Origin of the sequence: Crossiella sp. SN42 (assembly GCF_023897065.1) — a bacterium.
GTDB lineage: Bacteria > Actinomycetota > Actinomycetes > Mycobacteriales > Pseudonocardiaceae > Crossiella.
This window is the reverse complement of record NZ_JAMHIV010000012.1, coordinates 75,116-94,435: the sequence shown is the minus strand read 5'-3', so window position 1 is coordinate 94,435 and position 19,320 is coordinate 75,116. Positions and strand designations below refer to the sequence as shown.

The window sequence follows — 19,320 nt, the reverse complement described above, 5'->3', positions numbered from 1 at the left end:
CCCAACAACGCCTAGGCGGGCGGTGTCACCAGCGGGAGCGGTCACGACGTGGACGGGGAGCCGGGCGCGGGCGGCGCGGATCTACTCTCCGCCCCTCCCGTTCCGCCCGACCCCTCAGCGGCCCCGCCCGGTCTCCTCCTGCAACTGGTCGATCAGCTGCGAGGCCTCGGCCTTGGTCAGCTCCTCCGGCACTTCCTTGCCTGCCTCCTGGGCCAGTGTGTGCAGGTAGGACTCCTGTGGCCCGGTCATCTCCTCGTCGCCGGTCGTCCAGTCCTCGGGGTCCTTCTCCGGTGTGCGGTTCACGGCAGTCCCCTTCCTTCTCGAACGTGTGTTCGACATGCCCGTGTCCGCGCGGAGTCAAACCCCGCGGCTGACGACCAAGCGCTTTTGCCGGTCGCTGCGCCATTCCAGGAGCAGCACGCTGGCGTCGTCCTGGAGGTGGTCGTCCTGGTGGGCGAGCACGGTGCGCATGAGCCTGCGCAGCGTCTCCGGCGCGGAGTACCCGTCGGCCTCGCGGCGGATGATGAAGTCGGTGAAGCGGCGCAGGCCGAACTCCACGTCGTTGCCGTCCCTGGCCTCGACGATGCCGTCGGTGTAGAACAGCAGCCGGTCACCGGGTTCCAGCTGGTGCCGGCACAGGCGGGGCTGGATGGGGAACCCGAAACCCATGGGCGGCGTGGGTTTGCACTGGAGCTCGGAGAGCCAGCGGCCCCGCCGGATCAGCAGCGGCGGCGGATGGCCCCGGTTGACCCAGGTGAGCAGCCCGCTGCGGGTGTCCAGGTCGGCCAGCACGCCGGTGGTGAACCGGCTGCGCCCGAACTGGGCGTGGATCACCGAGTCGATGGCGGCGCTGGTCTCGACCAGGCCGATGCCACTGCGCCGGGAGTTCCGGCAGGTTCCGGTGGCCAGCGCCACGGTCAGCCCGGCCGACTGGTCGTGGCCCATGGCGTCGAAGACCGACACGTGCAGGGTGTCCCCGGTCAGCGCGTAGTCCAGGGCGTCGCCGCCGACCTCGTAGGCGGGTTCCAGCACGCCGGCGACCACGATGTCCTCGTTGGCGAAGCACAGCGGCGGCATCAGCGGCCGCACCACCTCAGCGGCCAGCGCCATCGGCTGGGAACGGACCAGCCGGGCGTGGGTGTCGCTGTGCGGCCGCTTGCTGACCACCAGCAGCGCGACCAGCGCGGCCAAGGCCTGCAACCGGTCCAGCGTCGCCCGGTCTTTCGCCGGAGCCCACGCGCCCAGCACCCCCACCCGTTCGGTGCCGTCCAGCAGTGGCAGCCAGAAGTGGTGTCCGCCAGGGCCGTCGTCGGTGACCACCAGTTCGATGTGCCGGAACGCCCGGCCCGCGAGGCTGCCGTCCACCGAGCAGCGACCCTCCCCGGTGGTCGGGACCAGCGTCTCCTGCCGCAGATCGGCCAGCAGGATGGTGATCCCGGTGAACCCCGCGGTGTCGCCGTGCTCCTCGACCAGCCCGGTCAGTTGCTCAAAACCGGCGAGATGGCTCGCTTCGAGGAGCCCTGCCAGCATCCTGAAGCCGTCCACCGCGCACCTCCCAGGCAGTGGCTGGCCTACCCGGTGACCGGTGGGGTCAAACAGCCCAGCGGTGGGACCTGGTCGACCGCGCCGAACGCGCGGGCGCGGACCCGGCCGCGATGGCGACCCTGCGGGCGACTCCCGCGCAGCCCTCCGGCAGGCTGACCGAGGTGCTGCGCGTCGTGCCCAAGGGCGCCTAGCACCGCCTGCGCCGGCGTGTACGGTGTGGCCGCATGGGCACCCGAACGGCCGTGAAGATCTGTGGGCTGACCAGGCCGGAGGACGTGGACGCCGCGGTCGAGGCCGGTGCCGACGCCATCGGTTTTGTGCTCTACCCGCCGAGCCCGCGGCACGTGACCCCGCAACGCGCCGCCGAGCTGGCCGCGCGGCTGCCCGCGTTCGTGACCCCGGTGCTGCTGTTCGTGAACACCCCCGCCGAGGAGGTGGTCGCCGCCGCCTCGGCCGTGCCCGGCGCGCTGCTGCAGTTCCACGGCGACGAGACGCCCGCCGACTGCTGGGCCGCCTCGCAGCAGGGTCAGCGCGCCTTCCTGCGGGCCGCGCGCATCCCGCTCGACCCCGGCACACCGCCGTTCGACCTGACCGGTTTCGCGGCGCGGTTCGACCGGGCGCGGGCGATCCTGCTCGACGCGCACGTCCCCGGCTACGGCGGCGGTGGCCGCACCTTCGACTGGTCGCTGCTGCCCGCCGCGCCGGAATCGCACCTGGTGCTCAGCGGCGGGCTGACCCCCGGCAACGTGGCCGAGGGCATCGCCGCGCTGCGGCCGCTGTGCCGGACGCTGTCGGTCGACGTCAGCTCCGGGGTCGAGGCCGCCAAGGGGATCAAGGACGTGGCCAAGATCCGCGACTTCATCGAGGCCGTCCGCGGCGCGTCCTAGCGGCCCAGGGCTTCCTGCACCTTCTTCTTCAGTTCGGGCAGGGGAAGCGAGGCCACGGGGGTGATGAGCTGCTGGCGGATCCGGGTCAGCTTGGAGGTCTTGATGCGCCACTGGCCGTCGGTCTTGACGTAGGTCTCGTGGTAGTGACCGTGGCCGTGCAGGCCGAGCACGGGGGTGAAGTCGACGTAGTCCTCCAGCGCCCAGATTCCCTTGGCCGTGGCGGCCGAGGTCAGCTCGATCTCGGGCATGTGCACCTGGTGCGAGGTGGTCTGGGACGGCTGGCCGATCTGCTTGCGCACGAAGGCGATGAACGCGTCCGCCCCCTTGACCACCTGGCCGCCTGCCGCCGAGGTGTCGCTGACGAAGTCATCGGCGAAGACCTCGCGCCAGGCCTGCCACTGCTTGGTGTCCAGCAGGCGGCAGTAGCGGGCCTTGAGCTCCTGGATCGCCTCGATGTCCTCGAGTGCCACGGTGTCGGCGACGCTGTAGTTCGCCGGCGTGATGCCCTCCAGCGCGCCGTTGCCCGCCGGGGCCGTGCCGCCGTCTTTGCCGCACGCGGTCAGCAGCAGCGCGCCGACCAGCGCGCCAGCCACCACAGGACGAATTCTCATCGCTTTTCTCCTGATGGGAAAGGGACCGACTCGATTGAGTCCACTGTGGACACAAGGTAACGCAGCGGTCGCGCAGAGTCCCCGCTGAGCGCGTGCGACAAATCTCACCGACCGGATCGGTCGGTAAACCTACCAGATCGGTCGGTGATGGTGTAGTGTCGCGCGCATGGCAAGAGTGCACCGGCAGCAGGCCGAAGAGGGCATCCTCGACCAGGCGGCGGCCTTGTTCGCCCAGCACGGCTTCGCGCACACCTCGCTGAAGACCGTGGCCGACGCCGTTGGCCTGTCCAAAGCCGGTCTGCTGCACCACTTCCCGAGCAAGGAGGCGCTGTTTGTGGCGGCCCGTGAGGTCGTCGGCTCGCTCGGGCAGCGGATCCTCGACCAGGTGGACCAGTTGCCGCCCGGACCCATGCGGGACCGGCGTGCCCTGGAACTGCTGACCGAGGTGGCGCTGGACCGGCCCGGCCTGGTGTCCCTGGCATTCAGCGTGACGAACGGGCCCGATCCGGACGCGATCACCGGGGACGTCGTGGAGGACCAGGCGCGGGTGTTCGACATCTTCGCCCTGGACCCCACCGGCGGCGACACCACGCGGCTGGTCCGGGTCATCGGCGCGCTGAGCGCACTGGCCATGCTCTGTGTGATCGCCAACCAGCGGGGCGACAAGGCGGGCTGGCGGCCGCTGATCATCGCGACCTGCTTCGACGCGCTTGGCCACGGCCAGGCATTCGTGCCTGCGGCGGACTGACCGGCCGAGGTCGTTGGCAGCCATGGGTTTGAGCCGCCGACCCAGGAGGCACCACCAAGACAGCGGGTTGAGCGGAACGACTGGGGTGTCGCTCGTGCCGCGTACCTGGCGCGGCGAGGTCCCGGCAGCCGAACAGGTACGGGCGGCCGGCGGCCCGCGCGGGGCGTGGCTGCGGTACCGGTACCTGTTCGGCTGGAGCCGGACCGGGGTGGTGCACCTGCTGGTGGTCACCGGGATGCTCTTGACCTACCTGGCGGTCCGGCTGCACGACGTGTGCTGTGGGGTGTGGTCGCGGCCTTTCACCGGCCCAAGTTCCTCGTGCCGCCGCATCTGCGTGCGCCCGAGAAGGGTTGATCACCCGCACAGCACCGGGTCCCCGGCTGGGTCAGCGTCGCAGCTGACCCCGTACCGCACCGGCCGGGTACTCCGCGTTGTGCACGTTGACGTAGAACTGGCTCGGCGAGCGCCTCAGCTCACGGGCCAGGTCCGGGTCGACGTCGGTGCACGTGCGGCTGCGGCCGTTGCCCGGCGTGCGCAGCTCCAGCGCCACCGGTCCGGCGGTCCCGGCCGCGCCGCGGTGCACGTGCGCGGCGGTCGGGGTGCCGATCCTGGTCACGGCAAGGGAAACGCAGACCTCGTCGTAGCCGACCACTACGCGGGCGGTGCCGCGGCCGTCGGGGTCACCGGGGCCGGGAACCTCGGCGGCGCCGGTCAGCCAGGCCGAGCGGTACGAGCCACCGAGCAGGTTGCCCAGGTCGAGATCGATGCCGATGCCAATGCCGATCCCGATGTCCGGCCCGCGGTCGCGGTCCTGGGGTGCGGCGGCGGCGCCGGGTGCGGTGGCGAGCAGTGCCAGGCAGGCGGCCACCGCCGGAAGGGTGAGGGTGCGGATGGACAGACGCATCGGAACGGCCTCCAGAATTGTCGGAAAGTCCCTGCGATCGGACGTTCGTGGCTCGGGTCCCCGTGGTTCATGGCCCGATGGGGTGAAAGCTCAGGGCGCGAAGGTCAGGCCGACCGCGCCGCTCAGCAGCGGCGAGACGGCGCCGGCGCGGCCGGTGGCAAGGTTGATCCGAACCAGCAGGGTCAGGCCGTGCACGCGCACGATGGCCGCGGCCCGGTAGTCCTGCGGCCGGTAGGCGCCCGCGCCGGCCTTGCCCGCGATGTCGAAGCCGTTGACCGCGCTGATGTTCAGGCCCAGCTTGCCGATCGTGCTCAGCTGACCGGTGTTGGGCGAGACGGCCGGCGTCTCGCCCGGCAGGCTGCCCTGCTTGACCAGCGTGTCCCGCGCGGAGTCCAGGCCGTAGAGGGCGGTGCTGGTGGCTCCGGCGACACTGTTGGTGTAGCCGGCGGCGGCCACCTTGGGCGCGGGCCCGCCGGTGGGGTAGTTCAGCGGGGTGTCGGTGGCCGCGAGCGCGCCGGTGTCGGGGTGCAGGCGCAGGTTCTGGCCCTGGTCGGTGACCACCCGGATGCGGTCGACGGTGGGGTTGAAGTCGAAGCCGATCGCCTTGCCGGACAAGGAGATCGGCGCGCCGATCGCGGTGGCGGCCGCGGTGCCGGGGTGGATCCGGTAGAGCTGTCCGGAGCTGGCGAGGGTGTAGAGCTCGCCGTTGGCCGGCCGGGTGTCCAGGCCGACGAGGCGTTCGCCGCGGGCCAGGCCGGTGATCCGCTTGCGCTGCTTGGCCAGCAGCGCAAGGCCGGCGTCGTGCCGGCTGAGCACGCCGTTCTCGCTGAGCACGAGCAGGTCACCGGATTTGGCGGCGGGCGTGGCCGCCGAGGCGGTGCCGCCGCCGACCAGGACGGTGGTCAGCACGGTGGCCGACACGGTCGCGCCGGTCACCAGCAGACGCGTGGTTCTGCGCATTCTCACTCCAAGGTGTCGAAGGGTCGTGTGGAACGTTCGAGGGCCGAGGGCGGATGGTTCACCACTTCTCGCGGCCGCGCCGTGCATCAGGAAGGGCACGAGGTGTCAGAGCCAGGGCGCCAAGCCCTCCAGGATGGCCGCTTTCGTCTTGGCCCCGGTCAGCGTGGTGGCCAGTTCTCCGTCGACGAACAGCGAGAGCGTCGGGATGGACATGATCTGGTACCGCACCGCGATGGCGGGCTCGGCGTCGATGTCGAGCTTGACCACGGTGAGCCGGTCGGCGTGCTCCTCGGCGATCTGCGCCACCACCGGCGCCAGCGCCTTGCACGGCCCGCACCAGGGGGCCCAGAAGTCGACCAGCACCGGCCGGTCGCTGTCCAGCACCGCGGTGCCGAAGTCGTTGGTGGTCACAGAGGTGAGGTTCATGGGTGTCCTGTTCTGTCTCAGCCGAAGGTGAACGAGTAGGCCTGCACGCCCGCGCCGACGGTCACCGCGACCCTGCCGGTGCGAATGTCCGAAGTGGACAGCAGTTGGTAGGAGTTCGGCGTGCCGTCGACCTGGATGGTCTTGGTCTCGCCGTTGCTCTCGTAGCTGACGGTTCCCTTGCCGGAGAGCACCATCCGCACCTCCTTGGCGCGGTAGTCCAGCCGGATCCGGCCGCGGTCCGTGGCGGGGGAGATGTGCTGGGTGTCCAGCAGCCACTCGCCGTCCAGGGTGAAGGTGTCCGCGGCCTGGTTCTCCGGGAACTGGAAGGACTTCTGGCCGCTGGTGTAGTTCTCGGGGCCGGCGAAGTTCACGCGTTTGGTGGAGCCGAGGAAGGTCTCGCGGGTGATCTTGGCGATGTCCGGGGTCTCGTCGGTGGTTTCCGTCGCGGCGGGCAGGTTCTGCCCGGGCTTGGCTTCGGTGAGCAGCTGGCGGATCAGCTTCTCGGTGGTCTGGTAGTCGCCCTCGCCGAACTTGATGTGCCGCACGGTGCCGGTGGCGTCGATGAGGTAGTGCGCGGGCCAGTAGCGGTTGCGGTAGTTGGTCCAGGTGGACAGGGTGTTGTCCAGGGCGACCGGGTAGGTGATGCCGAAGTTCTTCGCCGCGGCGGCGACGTTGGCCGGTTCCTTCTCGAAGGCGTACTCGGGGGAGTGCACGCCGATGACCTGGAGCCCAGCGTCGCGGTAGGCCTTGTCCCAGGCGGTGACGTGCGGCAGGGAGCGCTGGCAGTTGATGCAGGAGTAGGCCCAGAAGTCCAGCAGCACCACCTTGCCGCGCAACTGCTTCAGGTCCACACCGCTGCCGTCGGGGGTGTTGAGCCACTGCTGGATGCCGGTGACATCCGGTGCGGTGCCACAGCTTTCCAGCTCCTTGGCCCCGTCGGAGCACTTGTCCAGGTCCTTGTTCTGCTCGTTGACCAGACCACCGAGGTTGAGCGCCTTGCGCACCTGCTCGGAGTTGTTCACCTTGTCCTGCAAGGCACTGGTGTAGTCCGGGATGACCCGCTGGAGCAGCTGCGGCAGGTTGAACACCAGGCCGAGCGACAGCGCGATCATCACCACGCCCGCGGTGATCCGGATGCCGCGCTGGCGCTTGCGGAAGGCCTGCACGCGTTCGGCGACCCGCCGCCCGGCCAGGGCGAAGACGAGCAGGGGAGTGGCCGCGCCGATGGCGAAGGCCGCGGTGAGCACCACGGTGTCCACGCCGACCTTGCCGGTGGCGCCCGCGACGGTGATCGCGGCCAGCACCGGGCCCGCGCAGGGCACGTAGATGGCGCCAAGCGCCAGGCCGAGGGCGAAGCCGCCCTTGGTGGAGTCGGGACGGCGCTGCGGGATCCAGCTGAACGGCTTTTCCAGCAGGTGCTCGAAGGCGGGCACGATCAGGCCGATGCCGATCAGCACCAGCACCACGATTCCGCCCCAGCGCAACACATCCTGCGGCAGGCCGAGCACCGAGAGCAGCAGCGAGCCGAACAGGGTGACCAGGGTGAAGCTGACCACCAGGCCCGCGATCACCAGGTAGGGGCGGGAACGCGAAGCGGCGACGGTCTTGGTCTCGGTGGTCCGGGCGCTTTGCGCGCCGCCGGAGAAGAAGATGACGGGCAGCACCGGCAGGATGCACGGTGAGATGCCGGTGACCAGGCCTCCGATGAGGCCGATCAGGGCGAGTGTCAGCACGGGGGCCTCACACAGTTGACGGGGACGCGATGACCTGTGTTCGCACGCCGGGGACAAACGGTTCGGTGTTCCTTCCGCGACCGAGCCGGTTGTAACGGGTGGATAACGACGGGCCGACGGGTCGATCCGGGCCGATCCGGGCGGCGAATGCAGAGTGTTCGTCCGACAGACCGGAAGAGAGCCCAGATATGAACACCACTGCCCGTCGCACCATCGCCGCCGCCGGCGTCGCCTCGCTCGCCCTGCTCGCCGGAGCCTGCGGTTCCGGGGACACTCCCGCGAACTCCAGCAGCCCCTCGGCCGCCCCGAGCAGCTCCGCGGCGCCCACCTCCAGCGCGATGGCCGACCCTGCCCGCGACCTGGTCGGTTCGGGTTGTGCTGACTACGCCAAGCAGGTCCCCAGCGGCCCTGGCTCGGTCTCCGGCATGTCCGCCGACCCGGTCGCGGTGGCCGCCAGCAACAACCCGCTGCTCAAGACGCTGGTGAGCGCGGTCTCCGGCAAGCTGAACCCGAAGGTGAACCTGGTCTCCACGCTCAACGGCAGCGAGTTCACCGTCTTCGCGCCGATCGACTCGGCCTTCGCCAAGATCGATGCCGCGACCATCGAGAAGCTCAAGACCGATGACGCGCTGCTGAGCAAGATCCTGACCTATCACGTGGTGCCGGGCCAGATCGCGCCGGACAAGATCGCCGGTGACAAGACCACGGTGCAGTCCGGCGTGGTGAAGGTGACCGGCTCGGGCAACGCGCTGAAGGTCAATGACGCCAACGTGGTCTGCGGTGGCGTGCACACCGCCAACGCCACCGTCTACCTGATCGACTCGGTGCTCATGCCCAAGTGACCCCCGCCCCGGCCGCCGGAGTCCACTGTGGACCACCGGCGGCCAGCGGGCTGTCCGAACTGTCCACAGTGGATGACCGTCGGCCCATGAGGGAGCCAGTCGCCGTGCCGGATTTCGCCCGCCTCCGCCGTGTCCAGCCGGAGACTCCCGCGTCGCGACCGCGGGTTCCGGAGCAGCCGGAGGAGTTGCTGGTGCTGGCCGCTCGCGGAGACCGGGAGGCGTTCGCGCGCTTCTACGACACGGTGATCGGCCCGGTGTGGGGCGTCATCCGGCAGGTGGTGCGGGACCAGACCCGCTCTGCGGAGATCGCGGAGTCGGTGTTCCTGGCGGCCTGGCGCGAGGCCGCTGCCTTCGACCCGGCGGGGGAGAGCGCGCTGGCCTGGATTGTGGCCCGCGCGCACGGTGCCGCCGTGCGCGGCATCCGAACCCCTGGCCCGGCGCCCGTTCCGCGCCCGGCCGCGACACCCGAGCCGGACCTGCCCGAGCCGGTCGGCACGAGCCTGCTCCGGCACCAGTTCCACCGGCATCTGGCCACCCTCACCCAAGAACAGCGCGACTGCCTGGTCCTGGCCTACTACCAAGGGCGGGACTGCCGACAGATCGCGGCGCTGCTGGACCTGCCCGCGTCCACGGTTCGCACCCGCCTGCGGGACGCCATGATCCGGCTCCGCGACTGCCTGGGAGTGACCTGATGAACCCGCCTGCCGATGTGCACGCCCTCACCGGCGCCTACGTGCTCAACGGGCTTTCCCCGGCCGAACGCGAACAGTTCGAGCGCCACCTGCACGCCTGCCCCACCTGCGCGCTGGAGGTCACCGAGTTCACCGAGACCAGCGCCTGGCTGGGCAACGCGGTCGCGGAAGCCCCGCCGCCCGCGCTGCGCGCGCGAGTGCTGGCCGTCGCCGAGTTCACCTCCCAGATCCCACCGCTCACCGAAATCCCCCGCGTGGCGGGAAATCGGCGACGAAGACGCGCCGTGCTGTTGGCCGCCGCCTCGGCCGTGATCGGGATGGCGGTGCTCGGCTTGCACAGCACCGCGCCCAGCGACCAGCTCGACCGCCAGGCAGGTGCGTTGGCCAATCGCGCTGACGCGGCAGCGCTGCTGGCCGCCGCCGACGCCCGCGTGCTGAGCGCGCCCGGCCCCGGCGGCGGCACCCTGTCCGTCGTGCACGTCCCGGGTCACGCGGCCGCGGTGCTCATCGCCAGCGGCCTGCCAGCCCCGCCACCGGGACACGTCTACCAGGCCTGGGTGATCGGCCCGCGCGGCGCGCGCTCGGCCGGTCTGCTCCCGGCCGCCGCACCCCTGGTCGCACCCGGGGTGGCGCCCGGGGACCGGATCGGCCTGACCGTCGAACCCGCGGGCGGTTCCCCGCAGCCCACCTCGCTACCGGTGATCACCACCGCGCTGCCCGCCGCCTGAGGCGACCTCATCACGCGACCGGGTCGCCGATGACGCCGCCGGTGGCCCGCCGCATGGCGCGCGCGATCTGGCCGAACGGGTTGCTGAGCTCGGTCAGCGGAGTGCCTGCCAGGTAGGCCCGGCTGACGTCCTCGTTGATCACGCGCAGGGCCGCGCCCGCCGCGGCCACGTGCAGCCTGAGCTCCAGATCCTGCTTGGGGCGCTTGAGGCGGTCCGCGATGATCTCGATGAGCTCGGCCTCGGCCTGGTCGCAGGCCATCAGCCAGGCGGTGCGCAACGCGGGCTCGGTCATCCCGAGCACGATCATCTTCATCGCCGCGACGTCGTCGGCCTGGTAGAAGGGGTCCTGGCGGTAACGGTCGCCGACCTGGTGCGCGAGCTGCTGTTCCATCGAGCGGTGCGGTGGCCAGTCCCGCAGCATCCGTACGAAGGTCTCCACGCTGTGCGCGACCACGGGTTCGGCGCAGGCCTCCTTGCTGCGGAAGTGCCGCCAGATGGTGCGCACGGACAGGCCGACGGCCTCGGCGATCTGCTCGCCGGTGGTGTTGTCCACCCCGTGCTCCCAGAACAGCCGGGCCGCCTCCCGCGATATCTCCAGGCGGATCCGCTGCCGGCGCTGCTCGCTCATCCCGCCGGGTTTGCGCTCGGCCGTCGCTGGATCTGCCATGAGTGTCATGGTGTCACTGTGTGACATCGCCAGCAAGAACGTTACTCGCGCAGCCGGTCGGCGGCCCAGACCGCGAACTGCGACTTCGCGGGCGGGGCGCCCGGTTCGGTGGTGTTGCCGTAGACCAGCAGGCTTCGCGCGGTGGTTCCGCCGCCGGGCCGGAACTCGACCAGGGAGACCCAGGTGTCGCCGAGCACCAGCTTGATCCCGTGCTCGGCGGCGCCGATCTCCAGCGACTTCAGCACGCCCACCAGTCCGGAGCCGCCGTCGGCGGGCACCGCGTCCGGCCCGCTGCCCAGGGTGCAGATCTCGCCGATGGCGGCGTCCACGGGCAGGCCCAGGGCGGTCAGCGTGGCGACGGCGATGCGGAGCTTGGCCACCGCGGCCGCCGGGTCGGCCAGGCCGGTCGGCACCGCGCCCGGCTCGGACTCGGCCCGGAACAACGACTTGTCGGCCAGCTCGGCGAAGTTGAGCGCGGCCCAGAAGAAGAACAGCACGTACCCGTTGCTGTCCTGGTTCGCGCACCGGTCCCAAGTGGTGAGCACCTTGGCCGCCTCGCGCAGGTCCTCCTCGGCCGAGGCGGCCTGGCAGAGCTCGTCCAGCACGATGTCGGCCAGCAGCGCGCGCTTGCTGAACTTCAACCCCAGCACGGCTTCCGGGGTGATCTTCTGCTGCGCGGCCAGCCAGTTGCGGGAGACCACCGAACGCAGGTCGTCCACCTGCCGCACGCTCGGCGCGATCGCCGATGGCCAGTCCCGCGCGTCCAGCGGTGGGCTGGTGAACAGGAACGGGGTCTCGTTGCAGTTCTGCACCCACCCGGACTCCGGGTTGACCACCCTCGGCATGGCGGCGGCCGGATGCACGTCCTCCCACAGCCACCGCGGGTCCTCGCCGGGCAGGCGGCGCCTGCTGTCGTCGAAGTCCCCGGCCACGCGCACCGGCGGGGTGCCGCAGAACAGCGCCCCGATCGAGCCGTGCGCGTCCGCGGTGACCAGGGTGAACAGCGGCAGCGGCATTTCCTCCTGCTGGGCGATGACCTCCTGCACGCTGGTGGCCAGCGACATCCGCCACCACGACTCCAGCGCCGAGGTCGTCGGGTGGTGCAGCACGCCCGCGACGCGCACCGCGACCTGTGCCCCGTCCGGAGCGGTCACCACCGGGCCGTGCACCGTGCGCCGCTCCACCACGGTGACCGGGTCCGCTCCGCGCACCTCGATCCGGTGCTCGACCTGGTGCAGGGCCCGCCGCTGCCCGTCGAAGAGGTAGCCCTCCTCGGTGAGGTCCAGCTGGTAGACGGACATGTTCGGGATCGGGTTGACCGTGTGTCCCCAGCCGACGGCGGGGTTGTAGCCCATGTTCTGCCAGGGCAGGCCGATCAGCGAGATGCCGTGGAACTCGCGGCCGGGGGAGACCGAGCGGTACTCGAAGAACCGCTGGTAGCCCCGCCAGACCAGGTGCGGGTTGATCACCAGCAGCGCGTTGCCGGTGGCGGACCGCGCGGCGGAGACCGCCCACCCATTGGACCCGGCCGACTCGGCGAAGGACTCCGGCCGGAACGCCAGTCCCTTGGCGTCCATGGTGGTGAACCGGACGAACACGCGCAGCATGTGCGCCACGACGTCCTCCGGGGTCACCGGCAGCACGGCGCGGAACTCCCCGCCCAGCCCGGTGTTCTCGGCGCAGGCGGCGTTGAAGCCCGCGCAGAAGGCGGCGATCCGGTCGACGGTTTGCTTGGCCTGGGCCTGGAACCAGACCTCGGTCGCGCTGCGCAGGCCCAGTTCCGCGGTGAACCGGTCCTCGGCCACGAAGTCGGGTCCCCACAGGGCCGCCGCGGTCCCGCGCGCGGTGCCGTAGAGCCGCAGCACCAGGCTCGCGTTGGTCACCGCCTGGGCGTGGCCGGTGCCGTAGGTGACGTCCAGCTCGTCGTCGCCGGTGATGGTGGGCACCGCCCAGCGGTCCCATTCGATCCGCATGTGTTCTCCGATCTTGGAAAGGGTCGCACAGCCGAGTATGTCATAAAGTGACATGGTGGCACTAAGTGTCAACCCGTTCGTGCATCCCGAATGACTGAACAGGCTGGTCGTGCGCCCGCCGGCCGGGGCGGGCGGATCCAGCTCGCCGTCTCACGCCTGGCCACCGGGCCACCGAGTTCCTGGTGGCGGGCAGGCGAATCGACCGGGCCTGGCCTGCGGGACGGAGACCGGCGAGGCCCGCTCACAGCCAGTCGTGCTCGCGGGCGTACCTGGCGGCTTCGTGCCGGGTCTGCGTCTGGGTCTTCTGCATGGCGTTGGACAGGTAGTTGCGCACGGTGCCCTGGGCCAGGTGCAGCTGGGCGGCGATGTCGGCCACGGAGTAGCCCTCGCGGGTCGCGCGCAGCACGTCCAGCTCGCGGTCGGTGAGCGGGCAGTCGTCTACCACGGCGAGGGCGGAGACGTCCGGGTCGATCCAGCGCTTGCCCTCGTGCAGGGTGGCGATGACCGTGGCGATGTGCGCGGGTTCGGCCGCCTTGCTGACGAAGCCCTGGACGCCGAGCTTGAGGGCCTTGCGCAGCACCCCGGGCTTGGCGTGCCGGGTGAGCATCAGGATGACCTGCTCCGGCCGGGACTGGCGGATCCGCGCGACGGCGGCGAGACCGTCCACGCCGGGCATCTCCAGGTCGATGACGAGCACGTCGGGCCGGTGCCGCAGGGTGGCCTGGACGGCCTGCTCGCCGTCGGCCGCCTCGGCCAGCACGGTGATCTGGCCCTCCAGCGGCAGCAGCGCGGCCATCGCCTTGCGCAGCAGGGCTTCGTCGTCGGCGAGCACCACGGTGGTCATCGGTTCTCCCGTGCTGTCAGACGGTGCGGGAAGGCCGCGGCGGTCCGGAACTGCCCGTCGTCCTGTTCCACGGTCAGCTCTCCACCGTCGGCGGCTAGACGTTGCCGGAGGCTGGCCAGGCCGCGCAGCCCGGGCAGCGGTGCTCGCTGCGCGCCGTCGTTGACGATGCTGATGCTCAACGCGGACAAGGTGATCCGCACCCGGGTGGCCTGGGCGTGGCGCAGGATGTTGGTGGTCGTCTCGCGCAGGACCTGGCCGAGCAGCTCGCTCGCGCCCTGGTCGACCTCGGCTTCGCGGTCCACGCGCACGTCGATGCCCGCGGCCTCGAAGAGGTTGCGCGCGTTCTCCAGCTCGGCGGAGAGGTTGAGCCGGCGTTGCGCGTAGGCCAGTTCCTTGGTCTGGGTGATGGTTTCGCTGACCAGGGCGTGGATCTCGCGCAGCTCCTGCTTCGCTCGTTCGGTGTCGCTGTCCACCAGCTTCTGGGCCAGTGCGGTCTTCAGCTTCACCACGTGCAGGGTGTGGCCCTGGATGTCGTGCAGGTCGCTGGCGAACCGGACGCGTTCGCGGGTCACGGCCAGCTCCGCCTCCCGCTCCCGCGCCTGCTCCAGCTCGTCGACCACGTCGTAGAACCGCTTGTTGGGAAACATCAAACCCACCACGGCCACGGTGATGCCGGTGGGCACGAGGACGTACTGCAACAGCACACCGGGAACGTCCTCAGTGGACACCAGCAGCCGCATCGCGCCCACCGCGGCCACGTAGCCGGTGAGCGCGGCGATCGCCGCGCCCCGGTGGCGGGACAGCTGGGGGATGACGTGCGAGCCGACGCAGCAGATGCCGAAGACCGCCGCCGGGCTGCCGACCACCAGCACCCCGAAGGGCCACACGGCCGCGGTGACGAGCAGGCAGGGCAGCGCGACCCGCAGCACCTCGCCCGCCGCCCACCGGGTGAACGTGGTCATGGTCGCCGCCACACCCGCGCCCAGGACGAGGGCGTGCCACCAGGTCCGGGCGTCGATGGCCACCGTGAACACCCCGGCCACGGTGAGCAGCGGCAGGAACAGGGTGAGGTTGAGCTTGCGGAACTGTTCCTGCGCCGGCTCAGCGGGTGTCGGGCTCACTGGCCCAGCATCGTTCAACTCCGGGGGCCAGCGCCAGTGACACCACGTCATATCTTCCCGCCAAGGAATGTCACTGGCGACCGTCCACTGTGGCTGATGAGGTCATGGGCATGACTTCGGCAGCAGTGATCGACGTGGACCGGTTGAACGTCAGGTACGGCGACTTCCACGCGGTGCAAGACCTTTCCTTCCAGGTGCGGCGGGGCGAGTTCTACGCCCTGCTCGGCACGAACGGCGCGGGCAAGACCTCCACCCTGGAGACCATCGAGGGCCACCGCGCGCCCACCTCGGGCACGGTCCGGGTGCTCGGGCAGAGCCCGGCGGACCGGGCCGCGGTCCGGCCGAGGATGGGGATCATGTTGCAGGAGAGCGGATTCTCCCCGGACCTCACCGTGCGCGAGTCGGTCCGGCTGATCGGCGAGCTCACCCGGCGCACCGACCGGGTCGAGCGGGTGCTCGGCATCGTCGACCTCACCCGCAAGGCCGGCACCAAGGTCTCCCAGCTCTCCGGCGGGGAGAAGCGACGGCTGGACTTCGCCACCGCCGTGTACGGCACGCCCGAACTGGTGTTCCTGGACGAACCGACCACGGGCCTGGACATCCAGTCCAGGGACGCGTTGTGGGAGGCGGTGGACAAGCTACGCGAGGAGGGCTCGACCATCGTGCTCACCACGCACTACCTGGAGGAGGCGCAGCAGCGCGCCGACCGCATCGGCCTGATGCACCGCGGCAAGTTCCACCGCGAGGGCACCGTGGCCGAGCTGACCCGGACCCTGCCCGCGGTGATCCGCTTCGCCCTGCCGCCGACCGCGCCCCCGCCGCCGCTGCCGGGCAACCGGGAGGGCGACGGCACGTTCCTGGTCGAAACCCACCAACTGCAACGGGACCTGTCCACCCTGCTGCGGTGGGCCGAGGACCACTCGCTGGAGCTGCCCCAGCTGCAAGCGGGCCCGACCGGGCTCGACGACGTCTTCCGCGCCATCAACTCCTGACCGCACTTTTCCCAGAAGGGGAGCCATGTTTCCGATCGCTCGTGGTGAGCTGATCCAGATCTTCCGCAACCGCTCGGTGCTGATCAACAGCTTTGTGGTGCCGGTCGTGGTCAGCGCGTTCTTCATCTACCAGCACGACGTCTTCAGCCGGCTCGCCAGCCTCGGCTACATCGCGGCGGTCGTGCTGTTCACGGTGTGCGCCTTCGGTCTCTACGCCAGCGCGGTGACCACACTGGCCGCCCGCAGGCAGAACCTGTTCCTCAAGCGGCTGCGCTCCACCGCGGCCGGTGACGCGGGCATCCTGACCGGGCTGGTGCTGCCGGTCACCGCACTGGCGCTGGTCCAGGTGGCGATGATCCTGACCGTGCTGGGCGTGGTCACCGGCAGGCCGGACAACATCGCCCTGCTGGTGGTGGCGGTGCTGGCCACGGTGGCCATGATGGTCGGGCTGGGCCTGGCCACCGCCGGGCTGACCAACTCGCCGGAGCACGCCCAGGTCACCACCCTGCCGGTCAGCCTCGGCGTGATCGCGGTGGCCAGCTGGATCGGCATCACCGGCACCGAGGACCTCACCCTGCTCAAACGGCTGCTGCCCGGCGGCTCGGCCACCGAGCTGGTGATCAACGCCTGGAACGGCGGCGTCCCGGTCAGCGAGTCGCTGCTGCTGCTCGCGCCCACGCTGGCCTGGGTGGTGGTGGCCGTCGCCCTGGCCTTCCGGCTGTTCCGCTGGGAACCCCGCCGCTGAGCCAGGAGCAGTGGGACCTGCCCCTCTCCTGGCCCGGCCCGCCAACTGGCGGCTGATTCCCGCCACCTGGCTGCCCGCGGGTTCCCGATGATGAAAGCTGTCCACCGACAGCGAAGGAAGTCACCGATGACCCCCGCATCCCTGACCCCGGTCCCGTTCGACCCCGAGCTCGCGGCCGGACTCGACGCCACGCTGACCGAACAGATCGCGCAGCTCTCCTTCGAGGCGCTGCCCGAGATCCGGGAGCGCTCCGCCGAGCGGGACCTGACGGATGAGCAGCTGCGGCAGGACGGGCGGTTCGAGGTCACCTCGCACACCACGCCCAGCGTCGACGGCGCCGAGGTGCCGCTGCTGGTGTGCCGCCCGGCCGGGCTGGCGCGCCCGGCCGCCACGCTCTACGTCATCCACGGCGGCGGCATGGTGGCCGGCACCAACCGCGGCCCGGAGATGACCACGATGCTCGACTGGGCCGAGCGGTTCGACCTGCTCGTGGTGTCCGTGGACTACCGGCTGGCGCCGGTGCACCAGTACCCGCTGCCGGTGCAGGACTGCCACGCCGGTCTGCGGTGGACGGCGGCCGACCCCGAGGGCTTCGGCGTTGATCCGGACCGGATCGTGGTGCTCGGCGGCAGCGCCGGCGGTGGGCTGGCGGCGGCCACCACGCTGCTCGCCCGCGACCAGGAAACCGTGCGCCCCATGGCCCAGCTGCTGATCTGCCCGATGCTGGACGACCGCAACGACACCCTGTCCTCGATCCAGATGGCCGGCCTCGGGATCTGGGACCGGGACGCCAACCAGCTGGGCTGGACCGCGCTGCTCGGTGACCGGCGCGGTGGCCCCGACGTCTCGCCGTACGCCGCGCCTGCCCGCGCCACCGACCTCTCCGGCCTGCCACCGACCTTCATCGACGTCGGCTCGGCGGAGACCTTCCGCGACGAGGCCGTGGCCTACGCATCCCGGATCTGGGCCTGCGGCGGCCGGGCGGAGCTGCACGTGTGGCCCGGCGGTTTCCACGGCTTCGACGCTTTTGTGCCGCAGGCGGCGGTCTCCCAGGCCGCGCTGGCGGCACGGGAGAACTGGCTGCGCCGGGTGCTGGCCGCCTGAGGCGGGGTGATGATGGAGCGATGAGAGAACTCCTCGGCCGCCTCGACGCGCTTGATCCCGACGCCGGGGCCGCGGTCAATGTGATCGCCTACTTCGACCGGCTGGTCGAGGCCAGGGCCGGGCTGGAGGCGATCGTGCGCGGGGCCGCGGTGCTCTCCGGTCACACCGCCCGGCTGGTCGAGGACGACCGGGGTGTGCGGTTGCGGATCGATCCGGGCGGCAGGCTGCTCGAACCGGGCCCACCCCCCGGCGACTGGCCCAGCGCACCGGTGCTCCCCGGCGGGCCACCCGCGCTCTGGCTGGAAAGCGCCGGTCCCGCGGGCCCGGTCGGCGAGATGGTGCTCGAACGGGCCGCGGTGGCCGCCCGCGGCGTGCTCGACCGGGCACACCGGCCGGTCAGCAGGCACAGCTCGGCGCAGACCCTGCTGGACACCGCCGCGCCGGAGGCCGCCCGCCGCCAGGCCGCCCAGCGCCTCGGCCTCGGCGCGCGGGCCCGCGCGTTTGTGCTCGACGGCGGCGAGGTCCAGCTCGTGCCCAGCTCCGGTTCCGCGCCGCCGCCAGGTGTCCGGGCCGGGGTCGGCCCGGCCGTGCCCGTGCTGGAGCTGCCCGGCTCGGTGGCCGCCGCCCGGGTCGCGCTCAGGTTCGCCGCGGCAGGCACCCCGCAGGACCCCGGTCCCTCGGTGGTCTTCGCCGAGGAACTGGGCGGGCTCGCGGTGCTCGCCTCGGCCGTCGGCCCGGACACCGAACCGGCGCCCGACGTCCGCGCGCTGGCCAAGGCCGCGCAGTCCGCGCCCTGGGTGCTGTCGACCCTGGTCGCGGTCGCGGACAGCCCCAGCCTGCGCACCGCCGCCACCACCCTGCTCGTGCACCACTCGACCCTGCAGGAACGCCTGTCCCAGGCCGAGGACGAACTGGGCTGGCCGGTCCGGAGCCCGCAGGGCCGTCTGCGCCTGCAACTGGCCATCGCGCTGCTGCGGTTGCACCGGCACGGGTGAGGTCAGGCGGGCAGCAGGCCCGGTGGCGGCCACCGGCCCGCGAGCCGCTGGCGCAGCAGCCACACCCCGGCGCGCACCTGCACCTGGCTCAGCCCGGTCCGCTCGGCCAGCACCTCCACGGTCAACCGGTCCGCGGGCGGCGCGGTGGCCCAGGCGCGCTCGACGCGCCCGGCCCACAGTTCGGCCGGGATCCACGGGCGAGCCCGGTAGGCGGCGACCAGCTCCCGCAGGTGCTGGTCACCGCAGGCGACCACCAGCCGCCAGCCGTCGGCGCAGGCGCTGACCACCCGGACCGCCGAGGAGTCCTGGACCACGGCGAACCGCGCCTCCGCCAACGGATCCAGGACGCGGGCGCACACATCGCACAGCTCCCAGTCCGGCTCGGTCTCCTCCCGCATGCGAGTCGGGATACCCGGCCCGGCCGCACTGATGCCTCCGGCGGGGTCAGCTTGCGAAAGCCTGATCCACGGTGGCGAAGACCGGCAGCAGGTCGGTCAGTCCGGTCACGGTCAGCGGCCGGACGACCGCGAGGCTGGTGGCCACCACCCGGACCTTGGTGCCCTGCTCGGCCGCGGGCAGGGTCTGCACGAGCGCGGCCAGGCCCACCGAGCCGAGAAAGCTGACCTCGGTGAGGTCCACGACGAGCACCGGCGGGCGCGCGGCCACCGCCTGGTCCAGGGCCTGCTGGAGGGCGGGGGTGGTGAGCAGGTCGATCTCGCCGGTGGCCGCGACCACGACGCCGTGCTCGGACTCGGTGGTGGTGACCTTGATGGGCAGGTCGGAGGCGGCGTCACTGCTCATGC

23 protein-coding genes are annotated in these 19,320 nt (G+C 71.4%); 10 read left to right on the top strand and 13 right to left on the bottom strand.

The window, feature by feature from the left end; all coding sequences use genetic code 11:
- Nucleotides 1–114: 114 nt before the first annotated feature.
- Entirely contained in the window at nucleotides 115–339 is a 225-nt protein-coding gene (locus M8C13_RS44530) for a DUF3072 domain-containing protein (RefSeq protein ID WP_256509142.1), read from the bottom strand.
- Between the two features lie 18 nt (nucleotides 340–357).
- Nucleotides 358–1,545 carry a PP2C family protein-serine/threonine phosphatase gene (locus M8C13_RS45440; protein WP_252481387.1) on the bottom strand — a complete coding sequence of 396 codons (1,188 nt, stop codon included), beginning with the start codon at nucleotides 1,543–1,545 and terminating at the stop codon, nucleotides 358–360.
- Nucleotides 1,546–1,562: 17 nt separating this feature from the next.
- On the opposite strand from M8C13_RS45440, the gene M8C13_RS16020 reads away from it, so the two are divergent.
- Nucleotides 1,563–1,736: a hypothetical protein gene (locus M8C13_RS16020; RefSeq protein ID WP_252481386.1), complete on the top strand. Its 174-nt coding sequence runs from the start codon at nucleotides 1,563–1,565 to the stop codon at nucleotides 1,734–1,736.
- Between the two features lie 33 nt (nucleotides 1,737–1,769).
- Nucleotides 1,770–2,432 carry a phosphoribosylanthranilate isomerase gene (locus tag M8C13_RS16015; protein WP_252481385.1) on the top strand — a complete coding sequence of 221 codons (663 nt, stop codon included), beginning with the start codon at nucleotides 1,770–1,772 and terminating at the stop codon, nucleotides 2,430–2,432.
- Here M8C13_RS16015 and M8C13_RS16010 read toward each other — a convergent pair.
- Nucleotides 2,429–3,043: a nuclear transport factor 2 family protein gene (locus M8C13_RS16010; protein ID WP_252481384.1), complete on the bottom strand. Its 615-nt coding sequence runs from the start codon at nucleotides 3,041–3,043 to the stop codon at nucleotides 2,429–2,431. The two genes, M8C13_RS16015 and M8C13_RS16010, sit on opposite strands and share 4 nt — an antisense overlap.
- Nucleotides 3,044–3,209: 166 nt before the next feature.
- On the opposite strand from M8C13_RS16010, the gene M8C13_RS16005 reads away from it, so the two are divergent.
- Entirely contained in the window at nucleotides 3,210–3,791 is a 582-nt protein-coding gene (locus tag M8C13_RS16005; RefSeq protein ID WP_252481383.1) for a TetR/AcrR family transcriptional regulator, read from the top strand.
- Nucleotides 3,792–4,176: 385 nt separating this feature from the next.
- Here M8C13_RS16005 and M8C13_RS16000 read toward each other — a convergent pair whose 3' ends face one another.
- The 4 genes from M8C13_RS16000 to M8C13_RS15985 all read right to left on the bottom strand — a co-directional run bounded on the left by M8C13_RS16000 (nucleotide 4,177) and on the right by M8C13_RS15985 (nucleotide 7,814).
- Nucleotides 4,177–4,695, bottom strand: coding sequence for a CHRD domain-containing protein (locus M8C13_RS16000; RefSeq protein ID WP_252481382.1), 519 nt, complete (start codon nucleotides 4,693–4,695; stop codon nucleotides 4,177–4,179).
- Nucleotides 4,696–4,785: 90 nt separating this feature from the next.
- A complete protein-coding gene (locus M8C13_RS15995) occupies nucleotides 4,786–5,655 on the bottom strand; it encodes a DUF4394 domain-containing protein (RefSeq protein ID WP_252481381.1) in 870 nt (289 codons plus the stop codon).
- Between the two features lie 105 nt (nucleotides 5,656–5,760).
- Nucleotides 5,761–6,081, bottom strand: coding sequence for a thioredoxin (gene trxA, locus M8C13_RS15990; RefSeq protein WP_252481380.1), 321 nt, complete (start codon nucleotides 6,079–6,081; stop codon nucleotides 5,761–5,763).
- 17 nt (nucleotides 6,082–6,098) lie between these two features.
- Complete coding sequence (locus M8C13_RS15985; RefSeq protein ID WP_252481379.1) at nucleotides 6,099–7,814, bottom strand: cytochrome c biogenesis protein DipZ; 1,716 nt, start codon at nucleotides 7,812–7,814, stop codon at nucleotides 6,099–6,101.
- 188 nt (nucleotides 7,815–8,002) lie between these two features.
- On the opposite strand from M8C13_RS15985, the gene M8C13_RS15980 reads away from it, so the two are divergent.
- From M8C13_RS15980 to M8C13_RS15970, 3 genes are all read left to right on the top strand, one after another.
- Complete coding sequence (locus M8C13_RS15980; protein WP_252481378.1) at nucleotides 8,003–8,656, top strand: fasciclin domain-containing protein; 654 nt, start codon at nucleotides 8,003–8,005, stop codon at nucleotides 8,654–8,656.
- A gap of 86 nt (nucleotides 8,657–8,742) precedes the next feature.
- On the top strand, nucleotides 8,743–9,348 hold the full coding sequence (locus M8C13_RS15975; protein WP_252481377.1) for a sigma-70 family RNA polymerase sigma factor: 606 nt from the start codon (nucleotides 8,743–8,745) through the stop codon (nucleotides 9,346–9,348).
- Nucleotides 9,348–10,076, top strand: coding sequence for an anti-sigma factor domain-containing protein (locus M8C13_RS15970; RefSeq protein ID WP_252481376.1), 729 nt, complete (start codon nucleotides 9,348–9,350; stop codon nucleotides 10,074–10,076). The genes M8C13_RS15975 and M8C13_RS15970 overlap by 1 nt, the downstream gene beginning before the upstream one ends.
- 10 nt (nucleotides 10,077–10,086) lie before the next feature.
- Here M8C13_RS15970 and M8C13_RS15965 read toward each other — a convergent pair whose 3' ends face one another.
- The 4 genes from M8C13_RS15965 to M8C13_RS15950 all read right to left on the bottom strand — a co-directional run bounded on the left by M8C13_RS15965 (nucleotide 10,087) and on the right by M8C13_RS15950 (nucleotide 14,681).
- The gene (locus M8C13_RS15965) at nucleotides 10,087–10,743 is read right to left on the bottom strand and encodes a TetR/AcrR family transcriptional regulator (protein ID WP_252481375.1); all 657 of its coding nucleotides are present in this window, start codon (nucleotides 10,741–10,743) and stop codon (nucleotides 10,087–10,089) included.
- 41 nt (nucleotides 10,744–10,784) lie between these two features.
- Entirely contained in the window at nucleotides 10,785–12,716 is a 1,932-nt protein-coding gene (locus M8C13_RS15960; RefSeq protein ID WP_252481374.1) for a penicillin acylase family protein, read from the bottom strand.
- A 241-nt stretch (nucleotides 12,717–12,957) separates the two neighbouring features.
- Nucleotides 12,958–13,560 (bottom strand): DNA-binding response regulator, encoded by a 603-nt coding sequence (locus M8C13_RS15955; RefSeq protein WP_252481373.1) that lies wholly within the window; start codon nucleotides 13,558–13,560, stop codon nucleotides 12,958–12,960.
- On the bottom strand, nucleotides 13,557–14,681 hold the full coding sequence (locus M8C13_RS15950) for a sensor histidine kinase (RefSeq protein ID WP_252481372.1): 1,125 nt from the start codon (nucleotides 14,679–14,681) through the stop codon (nucleotides 13,557–13,559). The genes M8C13_RS15955 and M8C13_RS15950 overlap by 4 nt, the downstream gene beginning before the upstream one ends.
- Nucleotides 14,682–14,791: 110 nt before the next feature.
- Between M8C13_RS15950 and M8C13_RS15945 the strand changes: the two genes are divergently transcribed.
- The 4 genes from M8C13_RS15945 to M8C13_RS15930 all read left to right on the top strand — a co-directional run bounded on the left by M8C13_RS15945 (nucleotide 14,792) and on the right by M8C13_RS15930 (nucleotide 18,517).
- Nucleotides 14,792–15,673 (top strand): ABC transporter ATP-binding protein, encoded by an 882-nt coding sequence (locus M8C13_RS15945; RefSeq protein WP_252481371.1) that lies wholly within the window; start codon nucleotides 14,792–14,794, stop codon nucleotides 15,671–15,673.
- Between the two features lie 25 nt (nucleotides 15,674–15,698).
- Complete coding sequence (locus M8C13_RS15940; protein WP_252481370.1) at nucleotides 15,699–16,418, top strand: ABC transporter permease; 720 nt, start codon at nucleotides 15,699–15,701, stop codon at nucleotides 16,416–16,418.
- A 126-nt stretch (nucleotides 16,419–16,544) separates the two neighbouring features.
- Complete coding sequence (locus tag M8C13_RS15935) at nucleotides 16,545–17,522, top strand: alpha/beta hydrolase (RefSeq protein WP_252481369.1); 978 nt, start codon at nucleotides 16,545–16,547, stop codon at nucleotides 17,520–17,522.
- Nucleotides 17,523–17,542: 20 nt separating this feature from the next.
- Nucleotides 17,543–18,517, top strand: coding sequence for a helix-turn-helix domain-containing protein (locus M8C13_RS15930; RefSeq protein WP_252481368.1), 975 nt, complete (start codon nucleotides 17,543–17,545; stop codon nucleotides 18,515–18,517).
- Nucleotides 18,518–18,519: 2 nt separating this feature from the next.
- Here M8C13_RS15930 and M8C13_RS15925 read toward each other — a convergent pair whose 3' ends face one another.
- On the bottom strand, nucleotides 18,520–18,915 hold the full coding sequence (locus tag M8C13_RS15925; RefSeq protein ID WP_252481367.1) for a hypothetical protein: 396 nt from the start codon (nucleotides 18,913–18,915) through the stop codon (nucleotides 18,520–18,522).
- Between the two features lie 46 nt (nucleotides 18,916–18,961).
- Nucleotides 18,962–19,318, bottom strand: a complete 357-nt coding sequence (locus M8C13_RS15920) for an STAS domain-containing protein (RefSeq protein WP_252481366.1) — start codon at nucleotides 19,316–19,318, stop codon at nucleotides 18,962–18,964.
- Nucleotides 19,319–19,320 lie beyond the last annotated feature (2 nt).

Bases quoted from the DNA above. Each gene is read 5' to 3' on its own strand.
- M8C13_RS15995 (WP_252481381.1), bottom strand. From the start codon at position 5,655: ATGCGCAGAACCACGCGTCTGCTGGTGACCGGCGCGACCGTGTCGGCC.
- M8C13_RS15960 (WP_252481374.1), bottom strand. From the start codon at position 12,716: ATGCGGATCGAATGGGACCGCTGGGCGGTGCCCACCATCACCGGCGAC.
- M8C13_RS16010 (WP_252481384.1), bottom strand. From the start codon at position 3,043: ATGAGAATTCGTCCTGTGGTGGCTGGCGCGCTGGTCGGCGCGCTGCTG.
- M8C13_RS15980 (WP_252481378.1), top strand. From the start codon at position 8,003: ATGAACACCACTGCCCGTCGCACCATCGCCGCCGCCGGCGTCGCCTCG.
- M8C13_RS15955 (WP_252481373.1), bottom strand. From the start codon at position 13,560: ATGACCACCGTGGTGCTCGCCGACGACGAAGCCCTGCTGCGCAAGGCG.
- M8C13_RS15925 (WP_252481367.1), bottom strand. From the start codon at position 18,915: ATGCGGGAGGAGACCGAGCCGGACTGGGAGCTGTGCGATGTGTGCGCC.
- M8C13_RS44530 (WP_256509142.1), bottom strand. From the start codon at position 339: ATGTCGAACACACGTTCGAGAAGGAAGGGGACTGCCGTGAACCGCACA.
- trxA (WP_252481380.1), bottom strand. From the start codon at position 6,081: ATGAACCTCACCTCTGTGACCACCAACGACTTCGGCACCGCGGTGCTG.
- M8C13_RS16000 (WP_252481382.1), bottom strand. From the start codon at position 4,695: ATGCGTCTGTCCATCCGCACCCTCACCCTTCCGGCGGTGGCCGCCTGC.
- M8C13_RS15970 (WP_252481376.1), top strand. From the start codon at position 9,348: ATGAACCCGCCTGCCGATGTGCACGCCCTCACCGGCGCCTACGTGCTC.
- M8C13_RS15940 (WP_252481370.1), top strand. From the start codon at position 15,699: ATGTTTCCGATCGCTCGTGGTGAGCTGATCCAGATCTTCCGCAACCGC.
- M8C13_RS15965 (WP_252481375.1), bottom strand. From the start codon at position 10,743: ATGGCAGATCCAGCGACGGCCGAGCGCAAACCCGGCGGGATGAGCGAG.
- M8C13_RS15935 (WP_252481369.1), top strand. From the start codon at position 16,545: ATGACCCCCGCATCCCTGACCCCGGTCCCGTTCGACCCCGAGCTCGCG.
- M8C13_RS15945 (WP_252481371.1), top strand. From the start codon at position 14,792: ATGACTTCGGCAGCAGTGATCGACGTGGACCGGTTGAACGTCAGGTAC.
- M8C13_RS15975 (WP_252481377.1), top strand. From the start codon at position 8,743: ATGAGGGAGCCAGTCGCCGTGCCGGATTTCGCCCGCCTCCGCCGTGTC.
- M8C13_RS15930 (WP_252481368.1), top strand. From the start codon at position 17,543: ATGAGAGAACTCCTCGGCCGCCTCGACGCGCTTGATCCCGACGCCGGG.
- M8C13_RS16015 (WP_252481385.1), top strand. From the start codon at position 1,770: ATGGGCACCCGAACGGCCGTGAAGATCTGTGGGCTGACCAGGCCGGAG.
- M8C13_RS16005 (WP_252481383.1), top strand. From the start codon at position 3,210: ATGGCAAGAGTGCACCGGCAGCAGGCCGAAGAGGGCATCCTCGACCAG.
- M8C13_RS15920 (WP_252481366.1), bottom strand. From the start codon at position 19,318: ATGAGCAGTGACGCCGCCTCCGACCTGCCCATCAAGGTCACCACCACC.